Origin of the sequence: Pseudoalteromonas sp. SG43-6 (genome assembly GCF_014164365.1) — a bacterium.
Classification (GTDB): Bacteria; Pseudomonadota; Gammaproteobacteria; order Enterobacterales; family Alteromonadaceae; genus Pseudoalteromonas; species Pseudoalteromonas rhizosphaerae.
The window spans coordinates 71131-88821 of the sequence record NZ_JACJEZ010000017.1 but is presented as its reverse complement, the minus strand read 5'-3'; the positions used below and the strand labels follow the sequence as shown (position 1 = coordinate 88821).

Here is a 17691-nt window from a genome sequence, read left to right as displayed (position 1 = left end):
TTCTATCGTAATCTGCCTTCTTTAAATTAGTTAACGTTGCAACTTTTTACTCAAGAATTTGTTATAATTACAATGTGTTCATTTCTCGCATTTTTTGCTAATTTAGTGTAAAAACGGTCATTACTAATTGTTTCTGCTATTAAGATAATACGGAGCCTAGGTGGCATTACCCAATAAAGTTAAAAAATTGCTCAGCGATGCTGAGCAATTAACCGATTACCGCGATTGTTCTACTTATTTTTATAAATGGTTACAAAACGAGTTTTCAAAACAGCCAGTCGGTAATTTGATTAATGCCCGGGCTGAGTTTATCGACCGCTTACTGATTAAACTGTTTCATGTTTATGATTTAGCCCATGAGCCAGATTTAGCCTTGATCGCCGTTGGCGGTTACGGCCGCGGTGAGCTGCACCCCTATTCAGATATCGATTTTTTACTGCTAGTTACTGAGCAACCTAGTGATGCAGTGTGTGAAAAAATCGGCCAATTTGTGACCATGCTATGGGATCTTAATTTAGAAATTGGCCACAGTGTGCGTACCATTGAGCAAGCGATTGAGCAAAAACGTGCCGACGTAACTTTTGCCACTAGCTTGCTTGAAAGTCGACTACTGTTCGGTAATCACATTGAATATGAAAAACTCAAAGAGCATATTCTTGATACGCCTGTATGGCACTCTGACGAATTCTTTTTAGCAAAAGTACATGAGCAACAACTGCGTCATAAAAAATGTCACGGTACAGCATACAACCTCGAACCAAATATCAAAGAAAATCCCGGAGGCCTGCGAGATCTGCAAACCATCATTTGGGTTGCTAAAAAACATTTTAGAGCCGAAACCTTACAAGAGCTTATTAGCCACGGCTATCTCACTCATGAAGAATACCAAGAGCTCCTAGAGTGTTTAGAAAATCTCTGGAATATCCGTTTTGCGCTGCATTTAGCGGCTGGACGCTCTGAGAACCGGTTGTTATTTGATCATCAACCACTGGCCGCTGATTTACTTGGCTTTGGTAGCGATGGTAAAGCCTCAGTTGAGCGGATGATGAAGCGATTATTTAGGATCATGAGCCGGGTCCGTGAGCTAAATCAAATGTTGTTATCATATTTTGAACAAAGCATTTTACCGGAAAGTAACGAACAAGCAGTGGTTGAACTCGATCGTAATTTCGAACGTGTTGGCCATCAAATTAGGGTAAAAAATCCGTCCGTGTTCTTTCGCCGTGATCAACTATTTGTATTGTTCGAACATATTGCCGATAACCCTGAAATTACCCATATTTACCCAAGTACTATCCGTACCATCCGCCAAGTGCGCCGTCGTCTGTTAGGAGATTTGCAAGATTATGCCGCCTGTCGTGAAGCCTTTTTACGGCTAATTAAACACCCTAACGGCATGGGCCGTGCATTTACTTTAATGCACAAGCACGGCATGCTTGCCGCTTATTTACCCCAGTGGCGAAACATTTTTGGACAGATGCAATTTGACTTATTTCACGCTTATACTGTGGATGAACATACTCATAAGTTGATCAATAACATTTATCAATATTTTGATAAAGCAAACGTCAGTGAGTTTCCTATTTGTTGTGAAATAGTCACCCGCATGGACAAGCCCGAGCTACTGTATTTAGCAGGCATCTTCCATGACATTGCCAAAGGCCGTGGCGGCGATCACTCAGAACTCGGTGCTGTTGATGCCATTGCTTTTGCCAAATTACACCGTTTTTCAACTTCCGATGGCAAATTGATTGCTTGGCTAGTTAGTAACCATTTACTTATGTCTGTAACTGCACAGCGTAAAGATATTAATGACCCAGATGTGATCAAAGACTTTGCTACTCGAGTTAAAACCGAACGACAACTTGATTATCTATACTGCTTAACCGTCGCAGATATTCGCGCCACTAACGACAACTTGTGGAATGATTGGAAAAACACCTTGTTGCGTGAGCTTTACCTGCATACTCAAAGGGCGTTACGGTTAGGCCTTGAAAATCCTATGGATCAGCGCGACCAAATTCGCGATAAAAAGCATCAAGCCAAACAACGGTTAATCAACAATGGCTATGATGAAAATCAGATTGATTTAATTTGGAGCCGTTTTAAAGCAAATTACTTTACGGCCTTTAGTGAACAACAACTATCATGGCACACCGAACATTTACTAAACTGCGTTGATTTAAGCCAACCCAGTGTTGCGGTATCAAATACAGCCATGCACGGCGGTACACAGATTTTTGTTTATAGCCCCTACTCCGGCGGTTTATTTGCCCGTTTAGTAAGTGTGATCGGCTCTAAAAAAGCGCAAATTCAACATGCTCAAGTGCTCACCACTCGCGACGGCTATGTGCTGTTTAGCTTTGTCGTACTTGAAGTCAGTGGCGACCCGATTGCCAGCGCTCAAGCGCAGTCAATCAAACGCGGCCTTGATCAAGCGCTTGCTGATCCGAAAAAGAAAATTCGCTTTAAAAAGAACCGCTCACAACGCTTTAAAGATTTTAATATTAAACCAAAAATTATCCTGCGCCCTCACCCGCGTAAAGACCGCAGCTTAATCGAAATTCAAGCGGTAGATATTCCTGGCTTATTAACCAAAATTGCCGAAGTGTTTCAAGCCCATTTATTACATATACACGCCGCGCGGATCACCACCGTAGGTGAACGTGCAGAAGATTTCTTCGTGGTATCGAATAACGAATACCAAGCTCTTACCGACGAAGAACAAGCAAAAATTCATCAAGCATTGCGTAAAAAACTCAACGCAGAAACCGAATAAGAGGATCTTATGTCAGATTTAAAAACCACCATTGAAAACGCCTGGGATAACCGTGATAGCATCAGCCCGAGCACAGTACCTAGTGATGTAAAACAAGCCATAATCGATGTACTTGAGCTACTTGATAGTGGTGCCGCACGCGTTGCTGAAAAAATCAGTGGTGAGTGGGTTGTCCATCAATGGCTAAAAAAAGCCGTGTTACTGTCGTTTCGTATTCGTGACAATCAACCAATGAACGACGGCGTAAACCAGTTTTATGACAAAGTACCACTTAAATTTAGCGACTATACACCGGAGCAATTTCAGCAAGGTGGCATGCGCGTTGTACCAAACGCTGTTGCCCGTAAAGGCAGCTTTGTCGGTAAAAATGTAGTATTGATGCCATCATATGTAAACATTGGTGCTTACGTTGATGATGGCACTATGGTTGATACATGGGCCACTGTAGGCTCGTGTGCACAAATTGGTAAGAACGTACACTTGTCAGGAGGTGTTGGCATAGGTGGCGTTTTAGAGCCATTACAAGCCAATCCTACTATCATTGAAGATAACTGTTTTATTGGTGCACGCTCTGAAATTGTAGAAGGCGTGATCGTTGAAGAAGGCGCTGTTATTTCAATGGGTGTTTACATCAGCCAAAGTACTCGCATTTACGACCGCGAAACTGGCGAGATCCACTACGGCCGCGTACCAGCAGGTGCTGTGGTTGTTCCAGGCGCACTGCCATCAAAAGACGGTACTCACAGCTTATACGCTGCAATTATCGTGAAAAAAGTAGATCAGCAAACCCGCGAAAAAGTAGGGATTAATGCATTATTGAGATCGATAGACGAATAATAGAGAGCTGAAAAGTTCTAAACGATAAGCTGATTGACATTAACAGTAAATAAATGAAAGCCCTAAATCTATATAGATCTAGGGCTTTTTCTATCTGTGTTATTTTCTCTTTTATGATAAATATCACCTTTAAATACAACATACTTGATAGCTAAGAAGTTATTCTGGTTTATTAGCTTTGATTTGTATGACTGCGGCAACTATAATTATCAATTACATCATTAAGTAATTGAGATCAAGTTGTTACGGCTTTTCGTTATATGTTGGTTCCTGTTACTTGGTTTTCAGCAAGCTTTTGCTACTGAACTAAGCACTTTTGAAAATAAGTTAAACGAAGCTGAAGACTACCTTGTGGTCAACCCAGCGCAATCTATTATTATTCTTGAAAATCTTGACGATATCGATAAAGTTTTACCTGAGTTATTTATTCGTTGGCATCTTATTAACGCCCGAGCAGCCGTTCCGACCAGCCAATTTGACCGCCTTCATCAGTCTGTAGATGCGATATTTAGTCAGCAGCAAGCCCCTTATTTCAAAAAGAGAATAACGTCTATTATGAGTGCGTTAGGTATTTGGCTACGCTATGCAGAGTATTTAGACGATGCCCAACTAAGTTTTCAATGTGGTTATAAATACGCTGAAAATGATCGTCAACGCTTGACGCTTACCAACAGTATGGCACTGGTCGCTATGGCAAAATAACAATGACGAAGCGCGTAACCTATATGCCGAAAGCTATAATTTCACGGTGCGTTTAAACCTCCCTAACGTTGTCGCCATGATAGAAAGTAACTTGGGCTATTTGGCACTTGATGAGAATAAAATCCCAGAAGCTGAACATTATTTTCGTAGTGCCTTAAGCCGTTATCAAATTATTGACAAGCGAGCGGGACAAATTTCTGCAGGATTAAATCTGTTAATGGTATTTTTGATCCAAGATCAAACAATAAACTTTGAAAGATTATACGGACCCACATCCACTTTAACCCATGCCTTTCCCAATGAGGCTAAACAAGCTTTATTACTGTGGCTGGAAATGCGTTTTAAAAAACTTAAAGGAAATTATGTTAGCCGAAAGGACGTAGCACAATTGCAAATAGCTTACGAGCAATTAGAAAGCGATCAAATGAAAACCTTTGTACACCGTTACTTTGCTAAAAAGCTCGAAGTCCCTATCGTACCACCAAAGAAAATCCTCCCTAAAAAGTTTACTCGTTCTTGGTTTGAGTTAGTTAAAAAATGTCAGTGGTAATTGTTGGTGGCACTTTACAACATTTCCCTTTTTTCTTATTACCAACTGGGTAGATTTAATTTCGCAGCGCTGGGGTTCACGCCTGAGCAATTTGGTTATAGTGAGATTTTTTTGGGACTTGGCTCACTGCTGGGGAGTTACCTTAACAACGGCTTGCTGGCGAAGCATGTGTCGCAGCATTTGCTGTTGCAAGCTGCCGCGACTTTACTCACGTTGGGTGCTGTCGGTGTTTACCTAATACAAGATTCGATTTGGTTTATCACGCAGTGTATTAAGCACTATAGTCGTTGATCAAATCGATTGAATTTAGTGGCGCGGCAACGAGCTGATCTTGGGATAGATGTTAAGTTCATTTTTAAACGATAGTCAGGTTATACCAATCGTGTTAAGTTACTGACCATTTATAGCCACAGATAAATGCAGTGATAACAAGGCATAAATTTTGACATGCAGTTGTTCTACTTGAAAAAATTATAACGCAGTTAGCGCTTTATTTAGCTCGCTAGAATGGTTAAATATTTAAATCGATTGGTATTAAGTACTCTTTACCACTTCGCATAGTGGTCTTCGGTAAATCCCCATTCGCCGTTAAGTGTGATAACTTCGTCTGCAAGAGTTATTTCACCATAGTAACGGCCGAAGTGTTGAGTGAAGTTAGTCGCGATAATAATTAAGTTGGTTTTATCTTGGCGTTTACCTATTGGTTCGAAGTATAAATTGATGATACCGTCGTTTGAACGCAGCCGCCATTTACTCGTTGCTTTAGCATTACCATAGCGCTCAAATTGAAAATCGACCATATCAATTTTATAAAGCGTGCCATCGAGCCACAAGGCGTTTTCGGTAAAACCTGTTTCAATAACCCCCGCACTTAAATTTAAACCTAAGCGGCGGCCATCAGCTAATGTGCAGGCTAAACTCCCCCAGTTCCAAAAGGTTTCGCGACGCATGAAACCCGCGCTCCAATCAACACTTGCCAGTACTTTAAGCTCTTCAAATACATATTTGTTACCACGCCACTGAAGTGTTCCAGTACAGGGTAATGCGGCAGTTTTTTGGGTAAAATGAAAGCCTGTAAAACCGGCACGAACACACACCGCAAGCGGGTTATAATTTATCGATTCATCAATACAGGCACTAATTTTCAGCCCGGACTTTAAATTTACCTCTACCGAGCGTATTTGCGGCTTAGCGGTTGTATTAATAGTTACGCTGTTACGCCCTTTTCGAAAAGTCGCTTGCCCGGTGTTTGGTGTGCTATCAATACACGTATTTAAAGCCAGTAAGCTGATAAAACTGACTTCATCGAATTCTGTCGTTTGTGGGTCGTATACATATACAAAACAGTGACTCGCAATTTTTAAATCAACAATCGCTAAACCAATAATTAACTGCTCACAACTCAAACTAATAAATTGAAATTGATTAAAGCTTAACTTTTTAAAAAGCGTACTTCTGGATTTACCCATAGTACTACGCAGGTCAAAATCCAAGTAATTGATGTCATCTACTCCATCTGGAAAAATACCAAAGTCGACTTGTCCATCTTGGTCGATCAACTCTTTTTTAGCCATATAAAAAGCTTCCTTTAGTATCTAAAATACAATCATTCGCTTATTAACCTCGTACAGTAAACCTACAAACGCAAATAATATAAATTTATCATGCTGATATTAAATTTAGCTCAGAGCAACTTAAAGCTTACCGTTTAAAACTTAACACATTACAGCCAAATCCACTGATATCTATTGGTTTAATTTGTTCGCCTTTACCACTGTGATCGTCATGCTTGATGATTAAGGTATTCGCTTTTTCACTAAATGTGAACGACCCTAACCAATCGAGGGTGGCTATCGGTGTTAAAGTATAAAAGCCATTTTTATCAGTGCATTGATAAGAAAAATAATGCGTTGCTTTGCCAAACGCGCCAACATCCGAGGTATACACACTAATATTCCCCTGTTGCCGGTAGTCGTCGGCTTGAGTGCCAAGCACTAGATACAATGCACTAATGATTGCTAGGACAATAAATTGGATCCCTGCCAATATAAAAAAGCTGATATCAAATAATTTAGCATACCAAACTCGGGGCTCGTCATGATGGGGATGACCGTGGCTTGCTAATAAAAAGCCACCGATAGTCACCAATATTAATTTAATCGGCATCATATAAGCACTGAGTAAATACATGCTTTTTGCATTATGCCATTGCAGCCCAAAAGCCGTTGGTATAAATAAACTATCTAGCAACGGCAATAATATCAGCAAGCACGCGATAATAAGTTTTTTATGTTTTAGCATTTATAAGTGATGGCAGTTGATGATAGGTTTGAGTGTACAAATAAAAACCGTTAATAAAAAGCCCGTTAAAGTAACTTAACGGGCTGATATTAATCTTCAATCTTCAATCTTCAATCTTCAAAAAATTAATCGTCTTCGATGTTATCCAAACCTTTGGTGCCGTCTTTGGCTTTTAGTTTATGGTGTATTGCTGATTTTATTAGCATGTAACCGCTGATCGGTGCGGTGATCAATAAGAAAATTGAGATCAATAATTCTTTGACACTAACGCCATCTTGCGTGTTGCTAAAAAATATCATCGCGGCGATTAGCATTCCAGCCATGCCAAGGGTTGTAGCTTTTGTAGGACCATGCAGACGCATAAAAAAGTCCGGCATTTTGATAAGGCCTATCGAGCCTATTAATATAAATGCACCACCGATTAATAATAATATAGAAACTATCCATTCACTGATCATGTTATTACCCTTTATTCGATGATGTCGCCACGTAACAAGTACTTACATACCGCTACTGTACTTACAAAGCCAAGCATCGCGATTAACAGTGCAGCTTCAAAATACAACCCTGTGCCCATACTCATACCGTATAAAATAATTAACGCTATGGTATTAATATACATAGTATCTAGCGCTAAAATGCGGTCAGGTACAGAAGGGCCTACCACCAAACGCCATAAGTTAAGCAGTAACGATAAACCAATCATTGCAAAAACAATTAAAAAGACCGTTTCTAACATTGAAATATCTCCTTAAGAGGTGCTTCGTAACGTTGTTTAATGGTGTCGATCAATGCTTGTTCGTCATCTAAATCTAATACATGAATAAGCAAATAACGCTGCGTTGGTTGCTCACCCTCAGCGAGAGATTCAGGTATCGGATATACCTCTGCACTTACGGTGCCCGGTGTGAGCGATACTGTGCTTGCCAAAATAGTTATAGGCATAGCATGACTGAGCTCTATTGGTACTTTTACAAACGCGGGACGCAGTTTTTTAACTGGCCCAAGAATAAGCAATGCGACTTGCATATTGGCGGTAATAATGTCGTACATCACGATGATTAACTGCTTTAGCGCTAAACCGGGCTTAATAATAAGCGGTTGTGGTTCGCGAAATGGAAAACTGACTAAAGGAATTAAAATAGCGAATATCACAGCCAACACTATGTGACCTGCCGATACGCTGTTATTAAGTAGCAGCCATACGACAAACAATAATGCACTGCGAAAAGGTGTTGGTAACCAACGAAAACGTGATTCTAAACGCATTATAAGCCCCCTCCAAGTACCGTATTGATACCACCGGTAATATCATGCAATTGCGTAGCAGCAGCAATCATATATTCACTTACTGCGCCGCCAAAGATCACTAACAAAGGCGAACAAACTAATAAAGCAATTATTGCTGTGACCTGCAATGGATGCGCTTTTACTCCTTCAGTCGGTTCACTGTCTTGGTGTTTGCGTTCCCAAAATAAGGTAGTACCCGCTCGAGATAATGCGACCAATAATGCAAAGCTGGCAAGCAAGTAAACAGGCCAAAATAGCAATGCTTTTTCGCTATCTAAGGTGGTTTTTAAAATCCATATTTTACCCACAAACCCTGACAGTGGTGGCATGCCGACTACCGCTAAAGCAGCAATAATAAAGCACGTGCCTAATAAGTATGGTTGCGCTACGCCGCGTCCTGGCGCTAAACGATCCGCAACTTTACCACGCTGATGAGCAATCAGGTCGGCCACTAAAAATAAGGCCGCGCACACTAAGGTTGAATGCACTAAGTAATACAACAGCGCCGCTGTGGCATTAATGTTTTGTAATGCGACTAAGGCGACTAACGTCCCCACCGATACAATCACTAAATTAGCAGTGAGCTTGCGTAAATCTTGCGCGGCAACAACACCAATGGAGCCAACTATAATAGTTGCAACGGCCAAGCCCCACAACCAAGGTTGTGCCATGTGTGCAAGTTGCCCTGCTTCATCACCAAAGATAACGGTATAGACACGCAGCATTGCGTATACACCCACTTTAGTCATAATTGCGAATAACGCTGCCACCACAGGCATTGCACTTGCGTAAGTATTGGGTAACCATAAGTGCAGTGGTAACAATGCGCCTTTTAGCGCAAAAACAACCAGCAGTAATAACCCACCAATTTTTGCAAGGTAGACGTCATCGCCCTGTAACTGCGACACTTTTTGTGCCATATCGGCAATATTCAAGGTGCCTAATACACCATATAAAATACCCAGTGCAATCAAAAAAACACTCGATCCAATCAGGTTTAAACTCACGTATTGAATGGCTGATCGCGTTTTGTGTTTATCACCGTCATGCATTAGTAATGAGTAGGAAGCAATTAACAGCACTTCAAAAAATACAAACAGGTTGAATAAATCCCCTGTTAAAAACGCACCGTTAACACCCAGTACCAAAAAGTGTACTAAAGGATGAAAAAAGCCCCCTTTTTCATCATCTCCCATACAGCTGTAAACAGTAACAGCCAAACCTAGAAATGACGTTAGTAACACCAGTAGGACTGACACTAAATCAGCAACCAGCACGATCCCAAATGGGGCTTGCCAGCCGCCGATGGCATACACAATAATGCCTGACTGGAAAACTTGCCATAATAATAGCGCACTGACGAAAGTGTTTAATAATGCCATGACTACAGAGGCAACACGACGAATAGGAATACTTTTCCCACAGGGAGGTAACAGTAAAATAATGCCGGCAAGCATAGGTAATAAAATTGGCCAAGAAGCTAGATGCTGGATCATTTGTGCTCCTTGTGTTCAATTTTACCTAAGTGACCATCTACATGATCATTGCCTAAATCAGCACGACCACGAATTGCCAAAATCACGACAAAGGCGGTCATTGCAAAACCAATTACAATAGCTGTCAGTACCAACGCTTGCGGCAGCGGATCGGCATAGTCAGTGCCGGTACCAAGCACGACGGCTTTATTAATAGTTAAGCGCCCCGCAGAGAATAAAAATAAGTTCACTGCATATGACAGCATCGTTAACCCTAATACTACCGGAAAAGTCCGTGCTCTTAGGATCAAGTACACCCCACAAGTCACCAGTACACCAACGCATGATGCGTATAACAGTTCCATTAAATATTTACCTCTTTCTTAGGTGTATCTGCGGTTAACTTACCTAGGCTTGCGAGTATCATTAAGGTCGCGCCGACTACGGTCATGTAAACACCTAAATCAAATACGATGGCACTGGCCAGTTCTACTTTGCCGATAAATGGCACATCAAAATATTCAAACCAAGTGGTTAAAAACGGTCGTCCAAATGCCCAACTTCCTAGCCCTGTTAACATTGCAATGGCGATACCCGAGGCAATGATCTTTCGATAGTTCACATCAAAGCGCTTAGAGATCCAAATTGAACCATGAGCCATATACTGCAAAATAAAGGCAATTGCAGTGACTAACCCGGCAATAAAGCCCCCACCAGGTAAGTTATGACCGCGCAAAAAGATATACGCAGAGACTAATAACGCCAATGGCAATAAACTTTGTGAAATACTGGCTAATAACAGAGGATGACGTTCTCGCGCCCAAGGGCGACCTTCACTGTCGCTGGCTGGCATAAACAATGGTAAATTAGTTAATACTTTATAAATACCTAACGCTGCAATACCCAGTACCGTGATTTCCCCTAGGGTATCAAAGCCCCTGAAATCAACCAAAATAACGTTTACGACGTTGGTACCGCCTCCGCCAGTTTTTGCATTGGCGATAAAGAAATCTGAAATTGACTCAAGCGGACGCGTTAATAATGCATAACAAATACTGGCAATAACCACCCCCACTGCTGAGGCAATCCCTAAATCACGTAAAATACGTAATGAACTCGACTCTTTAGGTGTGCGTTGCGGTAAGAAGAATAATGCCAGCATTAATAAAATGACTGTCACTACCTCTACGGTTAATTGTGTAAGCGCTAAATCGGGCGCTGAGAAGCGAGTAAATGCCACTGAAACCATTAACCCTACGATTGATATCATCAATAACGATACCATCCGTGAGCGATGCCAAATCACAGTGCTAATGGCACCGATGATCATTAAACCTGCACCAATGGCATTATGAAAATCGATCGGCGTACGTGGCGCAGTACCCGCCAAAGCGTTCATTTCAAACAATGGCCAACCAGCACACAACAATACGACCCCCAACATCACAACAATGTAACGTTGCAGAGAACCATTTTCGGTGCTGCTGATTTTTTCTTGACTCCACTTAATGATCGCATAGACAAACCGCTCAAAGGTTTTTTTAGCATTTAATGGAGGTAGTGATGCTTGAAACTTAAATAAGTGCTTACGCTGAATATATATAAATACACCGCCCACGACAGCCATCGCACTCATAAGCAATGGTAAATTAAAACCATGCCAAATTGACAGTTTAAACTGTGGTGTCGCTTCCCCAAGAACTGCTAGCGACGCCGCTGACAAAATACCATCAACCACAAAGTTTGGAAACATACCGACTAGTAAACACAACACAACGAGTATTTCGATTGGCACACGCATATAGCGAGGAGGCTCATGCGGTGTTTTTGGTAAATTGATTGGGTCGCCATTAAAGAATACATCGTGAATAAAGCGTGCCGAATATGCCACAGAAAAAGCAGCCGCTAGAGTTGCTAATACAGGAATAAGCCACGACATAGAACCTAGTATTTGTTGATGTAAGGTTTCTGCAAAAAACATTTCTTTTGACAAGAAACCATTTAATAGCGGCACCCCAGCCATTGCCGCCGCCGCAACCATTGCCAGTGTCGCTGTATAAGGCATAAATCGCCACATACCATTGAGCTTACGCATATCTCGCGTACCAGTTTCATGATCAATAATACCGGTGGCCATAAATAATGACGCTTTAAACGTTGCATGGTTAATAATATGAAATATTGCCGCTACTGTGGCAAGTTCAGTATCTAACCCAAGTAATAAAGTGATCAAACCTAAATGACTAATGGTTGAATACGCCAGCAGCCCTTTTAAATCATGCTTAAATAAAGCGATGTAGGCGCCGACCAATAACGTTGTTAAGCCGGTCATGGCAACCAAAATAAACCAGATATCTGTTCCAGCTAACGCTGGATAAAAACGTGCAAGTAGGAAGATACCGGCTTTTACCATAGTCGCTGAATGCAAATAGGCACTCACTGGCGTTGGGGCTGCCATTGCGTGCGGTAACCAAAAATGAAATGGGAATTGAGCTGATTTAGTAAATGCACCTAGCAATACCAACACTAATGCAACTTCGTATAAGTCATGTGACTGGATCAATGTTTTGCTAGCTAAAATAACGTCTAGATCATAGCTACCAACAATATCACCAAGCAGAAGTAAGCCGCCTAGTAGAGCTAATCCGCCTGCTCCAGTGACTGCTAATGCCATACGTGCCCCTTTACGGGCCTCTGATTTATGCCACCAAAAACTGATTAACAAAAATGAGCTAATACTGGTTAATTCCCAAAACAGCCATAGTTGAATCACGTTATTCGACATCACAATACCGAGCATTGCAGTCATAAACAGCATTAAGTAACAGTATAATTTTGGCATCGAGTCATTATTACTTAGGTAATAACGGGTATAAAAAATAACCAGCAACCCGATCCCTAAGATCATAAAGATAAACAATAAGCTTAAGCCATCTAGGCGAAAAGCCAGCTCCATACCCAGCGCTGGTATCCATTGTGTGGTAAAGCGAATTGTCTCACCAGCTAAAACCGCTGGCGTGTGATAAATCGCAATTGCTAAGGCGCATAAAGGCGCTAGCATAGTTAAGCTCGTAGATTGATTACGAGTCAATTTGCCGGTGCAGGAAGAAATAACACTGCCAATTAAGGATAACAGGGGTATCCAGAGCAAAGTCATAGAGAGAAACCTTTTGAAGTCATAAGAGTATCAATACACTGCTAGTTAGTTTTAGTTTAGTACTGGTCATTTCGGATGGTTTTAATTTTAGCTTCAATAAACGCTTTATAGGTATATAGTTATACTGATCAGCGACGATTTTGTCTATAGTAAGCCCTTCTACCTGCTGTTATTTTGTACTATTTTAGTGCTGACAGCATATTATTTACAACTTTATCCCTCAATATTTTTTTTTGTCATTTTGTTTATAAACTTCATAGGTGCTTTAAATTGCTGAAAATAGTCGCTAAATCGTAGTGGTTGATAGCTCGGATCAGTAATTTGTTGCAACCATAATTGTTGATAATGCACTGACAAAGGGATTTGTTGATATTGCATTATTGACCAGTTATGACTTGGTTTATATGCTTTAATTGGTGTTTGACAGCTATCACTTAGCTGCCAGCCAGCCGGTGGTGTAAGATCATTGGCAATAAAAAGGTTCGGCGCCACCAAGCCTTTTTGATTACATAACCACGCCTGCTTCGCTGCGGGTAATGGATACTCATCTTCAAAGCCGTTAAAGTGCATCAGCTCATGTAAAAATAAACCGTAATAACTCGCCGAGTTTAAGTGCATTATGCCACCTTGCACATTGCCTGAGCCAGTTGCGGTCATCATCACTATAAAATCAAAGCCCGTTGGCCAAGCTTTATTGTAAGCTAAAGGCTGCCAATCACATTTAGCGGCATGTTGCGGCTGTTGTTGGCAGTTTATGGAGTCCCCTAAATAAATAGGCTTACTAAAACAAAAGCTGCCTGAGCTCGGTTGGGGGTGTTGTTGATAACGAATTTTAAATGCATTAAGTTTTGCTAAACCTTGGCGATGATCTGTCATCATCAACACATTAAACTGACACTGCGGTTGCGCTTGCAGCTGTGAAAAGGATAATAAAAATCCCTCATGACTGGCAAAGCTTTGGTCAATACTCGCCGGTGTGGCGCCATGGTGTAATTTTAATTGTTCTGCCGCATGACTTGCAGGCAACAGGTGTTGCTCTGCCAGTGATGTTAAATCATCCCAACGCTCTGATTGCAGTAACAATGCACTGAGTCTGCGGCGCTTATCAACACTTTGCTGAGCCACGCTAACACGCCAAAAAGGTAAAGCCGATTGTGCCTGATCATTTGTTAGTAACCGCAGTGCCCAAGCAAATTGTGCATCCGGAACAGCATTTATAGCTAATAAGTATAAGGTAGCATCAGTCAATGAATTAAGCTGAGCATTAAAATCGTCAATAAAACGATAATAACTAATAAGAATAGAATCTGGGGTATGTTTTACATGCCAAAAGGCAATATCGCGATGCTGATTAACTGAGCTTGGTAAATATCCCAAACTCAGCATAACAACAACGCTAATAAATAATTTAACTGTCGTTTTCACCAGCCATTAACTCAAGCTCTAAACGGGCATATTTATATTCCACAAACTCATGCACATTGGTGGCAAGTGCTAAACGAAAGAAATCTGCGGCTTGATAATCAAGCCCTTTAGCTTGATATATTTTAGCTAAATAAAAGTAAGCTTCGCATAGCCGCTGCGCATATTCTTGTTCAGTTTTAACACCATCGGCAAGACTTGTTAAAAAGCTCTGCTCGCTCATATCGCCCAAATAAAGTGATATTAAACTATACGCCCATTGGCTATCATCCAGCCCTTGTGCATTGCTTTTTAAGTTTGCTAAAGCTTGCACAGGATCAGCGCTTGCTTGCGCTAGATAAAGCCATAACACCCGGTAAGGATCACTTGGCGAACGAGATAAAAACTCTTTAAGATCAGCTGCTGCAAGATTTGCTCTATCGCCATAGTAAAGAGCAATACCACGATTTAAGTAGGCATATTCGTGTTGCTCATTGAGTTCTAACGCTGAATCAAAAAATTCATAGGCTTTTTCAAATTGTTGCATCAAGGTATGGTGAATACCTAAAAAGTTATACACTTCGGCTAAATCGGGCTTCAATTGCACAGCACGATTAAAATCAATCCGCGCCAAGGTAGACATACCTAAACTATCAAATAATACGCCACGGTCATAAAATAATTTTGCTTGTTGATCTGGCGCTAGATCAGCACGATTTAATAATTCAGAATAACGAGCTATCGCTATTTCACTACGAAAATCAGACGCTAAAGGCGCAGTGAAAGGCACATTCACAATCGCAGTCGGTTGTGCTTGCGAAGTAGATTGACAGGCGCTTAAAGACAGAATAGCAAACGACGCCAAGGCTATGTGTTTAAGTATCATTAAAATCCTTTATACCAAGATAAGTAGCAAACTGATAGGACAAGTGCTATCCAAAGAGGTTTCATTAAAGCATAAAAAAAGAGGCTATACAGCCCCTTTTTATATTATCCAGAGAATATCTGGATTAAATATCAACAATTAAGCGTCAGTTGGTGCATCAGCTGCGGCAGCTGCTGATTCCATTGCTTCTTTGATACTTAAACGTACGCGACCTTGACGGTCTACTTCTAGTACTTTAACTTTAACTTCTTGACCTTCAGATAGGTGATCTGTCACGTTATTTACGCGCTCAGTACTGATCTGAGAGATATGCACTAGGCCATCTTTACCAGGAAGGATGTTTACAAACGCACCGAAATCAACGATACGTACAACTTTACCTTCGTAGATAGTACCTACTTCTAGTTCAGCTGTTAATTGCTCAATGCGGCTGATTGCATTTGCTGCGCTTTCACCGTCTGTTGCTGCAATTTTGATTGTACCGTCATCACCGATTTCAATCGTAGTACCTGTTTCTTCAGTAAGTTGACGAATAGTTGCGCCGCCTTTACCGATAACTTCTGCGATTTTCTTCTGTGGTATCTTCATAGTGTAGATACGTGGAGCAAACATTGAAAGCTCTTCAGACGGTGCAGAAATCGCTTCGTCCATCACACCTAAGATGTGTAAACGTGCAGCTTTTGCTTGTTTAAGCGCAATTTGCATGATTTCTTGAGTGATACCTTCAATCTTGATATCCATCTGTAGTGCAGTGATACCTGCAGCAGTACCAGCTACTTTAAAGTCCATGTCACCTAAGTGATCTTCATCACCTAAGATGTCAGAAAGAACTACGAATTTTTCGTCTTCTTTAACTAGACCCATCGCGATACCCGCAACAGACGCTTTAATTGGCACACCCGCATTCATAAGTGCAAGTGAAGTACCACATACTGATGCCATTGAAGATGAACCATTTGATTCAGTGATCTCAGATACAACACGGATTGAGTAAGGGAACTCAGTCAATGTAGGCATTACAGCTTGGATACCGCGCTTAGCTAGGTTACCGTGGCCGATTTCACGACGCTTAGGAGAACCTACAAAACCTGTTTCACCTACGCAGAACGGAGGGAAGTTATAGTTAAGCATAAAGTGGTTTTTGTGCGTGCCAGTTAAATCATCGATTAACTGTGAATCACGTTCTGTACCAAGTGTAGCTGTTACAAGTGCTTGTGTTTCACCACGCGTAAAGATTGCAGAACCGTGAGTACGTGGCAATACGCCAGTCATTACGTCAAGTGCACGGATCATATCTGGTTCACGACCATCGATACGTTTTTCGCCAGCAGTGATGCGCCCACGTACGATTTTCTTCTCAAGAGAACCAAATACTTTGCCAACTTCTTGCTTGTCTAGTGACTCGCCTTCAGCAAGCTCAGCTGTTAATACAGCAACAACTTCGTCTTTAGCTACGCCAAGTGCTTCTTTACGAGCCACTTTATCAGTGATGCGGTAAGCTTCGCCTACTTTATCAGCTGCGATTGCTGCTACTTTATCTTCTAAAGCAACGTTCTTTTCAGGTGCTGCCCAATCCCATGTAGGCTTGCCAGCTTCTGCTTTGAATTCGTTGATTGCGTTGATGATAGCTTGAGATTGCTCATGACCATATACAACCGCACCTAGCATAACGTCTTCTGCAAGTACGTCAGCTTCTGATTCAACCATAAGTACTGCGTTATCAGTACCAGCAACAACTAAATCAAGTTGGCTTTCTTCAAGCTCTTTTAGCGTTGGGTTAAGTACGTATTCGCCGTTGATGTAACCAACGCGCGCTGCACCTATTGGACCACTGAATGGGATACCAGAGATAGCAAGTGCTGCTGAAGTACCGATCATCGCAACCATATCAGGTTGAATTTCAGGGTTAACAGAAACAACAGTAGCAATAACTTGTACTTCGTTTACAAAACCATTTGGGAAAAGTGGACGAATTGGACGGTCAATAAGACGTGCAATAAGTGTTTCACCGTCGTTAGGACGACCTTCACGCTTTAAGAAACCACCAGGGATACGACCTGCAGCGTACATACGCTCTTGGTAGTTAACTGTTAGTGGGAAAAAATCTTGGCCAGGTTGTGCTTCACGCTTACCAACAACAGTAACTAATACTGATGTGTCGCCAATACTTGCTAGTACTGCGCCGTCTGCTTGACGAGCGATTGCACCGGTTTCTAGGGTAACTGTATGTTGACCTAGTTGAAATTCTTTAATAATTGCTTGCACTTAAAATGTTCCTTAAATGTGTTCTAATAAGTTGCCATCAAAGTACCA

The 17691-nt window shown here is 41.4% G+C and carries 15 protein-coding genes; 4 read left to right on the top strand and 11 right to left on the bottom strand.

The annotated features are described in order from the left end of the window. Positions 1-160: 160 nt before the first annotated feature. The 4 genes from glnD to H5201_RS23155 all read left to right on the top strand — a co-directional run bounded on the left by glnD (position 161) and on the right by H5201_RS23155 (position 4868). Positions 161-2779 carry a [protein-PII] uridylyltransferase gene (gene glnD / locus H5201_RS09330; RefSeq protein WP_182740722.1) on the top strand — a complete coding sequence of 873 codons (2619 nt, stop codon included), beginning with the start codon at positions 161-163 and terminating at the stop codon, positions 2777-2779. Positions 2780-2788: 9 nt separating this feature from the next. Beyond that, positions 2789-3616 (top strand): 2,3,4,5-tetrahydropyridine-2,6-dicarboxylate N-succinyltransferase, encoded by an 828-nt coding sequence (dapD, locus tag H5201_RS09325; protein WP_145240464.1) that lies wholly within the window; start codon positions 2789-2791, stop codon positions 3614-3616. A 240-nt stretch (positions 3617-3856) separates the two neighbouring features. Next, positions 3857-4318: a hypothetical protein gene (locus H5201_RS23160; protein WP_259399466.1), complete on the top strand. Its 462-nt coding sequence runs from the start codon at positions 3857-3859 to the stop codon at positions 4316-4318. A gap of 76 nt (positions 4319-4394) precedes the next feature. After that, positions 4395-4868, top strand: coding sequence for a hypothetical protein (locus tag H5201_RS23155; RefSeq protein WP_259398829.1), 474 nt, complete (start codon positions 4395-4397; stop codon positions 4866-4868). 545 nt (positions 4869-5413) lie between these two features. On the opposite strand, the gene H5201_RS09315 is transcribed toward H5201_RS23155, so the two are convergent. The 11 genes from H5201_RS09315 to pnp all read right to left on the bottom strand — a co-directional run bounded on the left by H5201_RS09315 (position 5414) and on the right by pnp (position 17643). Then, the gene (locus H5201_RS09315) at positions 5414-6442 is read right to left on the bottom strand and encodes a DUF2804 domain-containing protein (protein WP_182784360.1); all 1029 of its coding nucleotides are present in this window, start codon (positions 6440-6442) and stop codon (positions 5414-5416) included. Between the two features lie 127 nt (positions 6443-6569). Further along, positions 6570-7169, bottom strand: a complete 600-nt coding sequence (locus H5201_RS09310) for a hypothetical protein (RefSeq protein ID WP_182784358.1) — start codon at positions 7167-7169, stop codon at positions 6570-6572. 125 nt (positions 7170-7294) lie between these two features. Continuing rightward, complete coding sequence (locus tag H5201_RS09305) at positions 7295-7627, bottom strand: Na+/H+ antiporter subunit G (protein ID WP_182718692.1); 333 nt, start codon at positions 7625-7627, stop codon at positions 7295-7297. 11 nt (positions 7628-7638) lie between these two features. Beyond that, on the bottom strand, positions 7639-7908 hold the full coding sequence (locus H5201_RS09300; RefSeq protein WP_016707651.1) for a K+/H+ antiporter subunit F: 270 nt from the start codon (positions 7906-7908) through the stop codon (positions 7639-7641). Further along, positions 7902-8438, bottom strand: coding sequence for a Na+/H+ antiporter subunit E (locus H5201_RS09295; protein WP_145240454.1), 537 nt, complete (start codon positions 8436-8438; stop codon positions 7902-7904). Before H5201_RS09295 ends, H5201_RS09300 begins: the two co-directional genes overlap by 7 nt. Next, positions 8438-9955 (bottom strand): monovalent cation/H+ antiporter subunit D, encoded by a 1518-nt coding sequence (locus H5201_RS09290; protein WP_182767935.1) that lies wholly within the window; start codon positions 9953-9955, stop codon positions 8438-8440. The genes H5201_RS09295 and H5201_RS09290 overlap by 1 nt, the downstream gene beginning before the upstream one ends. Then, positions 9952-10299 carry a Na+/H+ antiporter subunit C gene (locus tag H5201_RS09285; RefSeq protein ID WP_145240450.1) on the bottom strand — a complete coding sequence of 116 codons (348 nt, stop codon included), beginning with the start codon at positions 10297-10299 and terminating at the stop codon, positions 9952-9954. The genes H5201_RS09290 and H5201_RS09285 overlap by 4 nt, the downstream gene beginning before the upstream one ends. After that, positions 10299-13091, bottom strand: coding sequence for a monovalent cation/H+ antiporter subunit A (locus tag H5201_RS09280; RefSeq protein ID WP_182762562.1), 2793 nt, complete (start codon positions 13089-13091; stop codon positions 10299-10301). The genes H5201_RS09285 and H5201_RS09280 overlap by 1 nt, the downstream gene beginning before the upstream one ends. A gap of 213 nt (positions 13092-13304) precedes the next feature. Next, positions 13305-14516, bottom strand: a complete 1212-nt coding sequence (locus H5201_RS09275; RefSeq protein WP_182784356.1) for a hypothetical protein — start codon at positions 14514-14516, stop codon at positions 13305-13307. Next, complete coding sequence (gene nlpI / locus H5201_RS09270; RefSeq protein WP_182718695.1) at positions 14500-15378, bottom strand: lipoprotein NlpI; 879 nt, start codon at positions 15376-15378, stop codon at positions 14500-14502. The genes H5201_RS09275 and nlpI overlap by 17 nt, the downstream gene beginning before the upstream one ends. A gap of 138 nt (positions 15379-15516) precedes the next feature. Then, on the bottom strand, positions 15517-17643 hold the full coding sequence (gene pnp / locus H5201_RS09265; protein ID WP_145240442.1) for a polyribonucleotide nucleotidyltransferase: 2127 nt from the start codon (positions 17641-17643) through the stop codon (positions 15517-15519). Positions 17644-17691 lie beyond the last annotated feature (48 nt).

Bases quoted from the DNA above. Each gene is read 5' to 3' on its own strand.
- H5201_RS09305 (WP_182718692.1), bottom strand. From the start codon at position 7,627: ATGATCAGTGAATGGATAGTTTCTATATTATTATTAATCGGTGGTGCA.
- H5201_RS23155 (WP_259398829.1), top strand. From the start codon at position 4,395: ATGATAGAAAGTAACTTGGGCTATTTGGCACTTGATGAGAATAAAATC.
- H5201_RS09290 (WP_182767935.1), bottom strand. From the start codon at position 9,955: ATGATCCAGCATCTAGCTTCTTGGCCAATTTTATTACCTATGCTTGCC.
- nlpI (WP_182718695.1), bottom strand. From the start codon at position 15,378: ATGATACTTAAACACATAGCCTTGGCGTCGTTTGCTATTCTGTCTTTA.
- H5201_RS09280 (WP_182762562.1), bottom strand. From the start codon at position 13,091: ATGACTTTGCTCTGGATACCCCTGTTATCCTTAATTGGCAGTGTTATT.
- H5201_RS09295 (WP_145240454.1), bottom strand. From the start codon at position 8,438: ATGCGTTTAGAATCACGTTTTCGTTGGTTACCAACACCTTTTCGCAGT.
- H5201_RS09285 (WP_145240450.1), bottom strand. From the start codon at position 10,299: ATGGAACTGTTATACGCATCATGCGTTGGTGTACTGGTGACTTGTGGG.
- H5201_RS09310 (WP_182784358.1), bottom strand. From the start codon at position 7,169: ATGCTAAAACATAAAAAACTTATTATCGCGTGCTTGCTGATATTATTG.
- H5201_RS09300 (WP_016707651.1), bottom strand. From the start codon at position 7,908: ATGTTAGAAACGGTCTTTTTAATTGTTTTTGCAATGATTGGTTTATCG.
- H5201_RS09315 (WP_182784360.1), bottom strand. From the start codon at position 6,442: ATGGCTAAAAAAGAGTTGATCGACCAAGATGGACAAGTCGACTTTGGT.
- dapD (WP_145240464.1), top strand. From the start codon at position 2,789: ATGTCAGATTTAAAAACCACCATTGAAAACGCCTGGGATAACCGTGAT.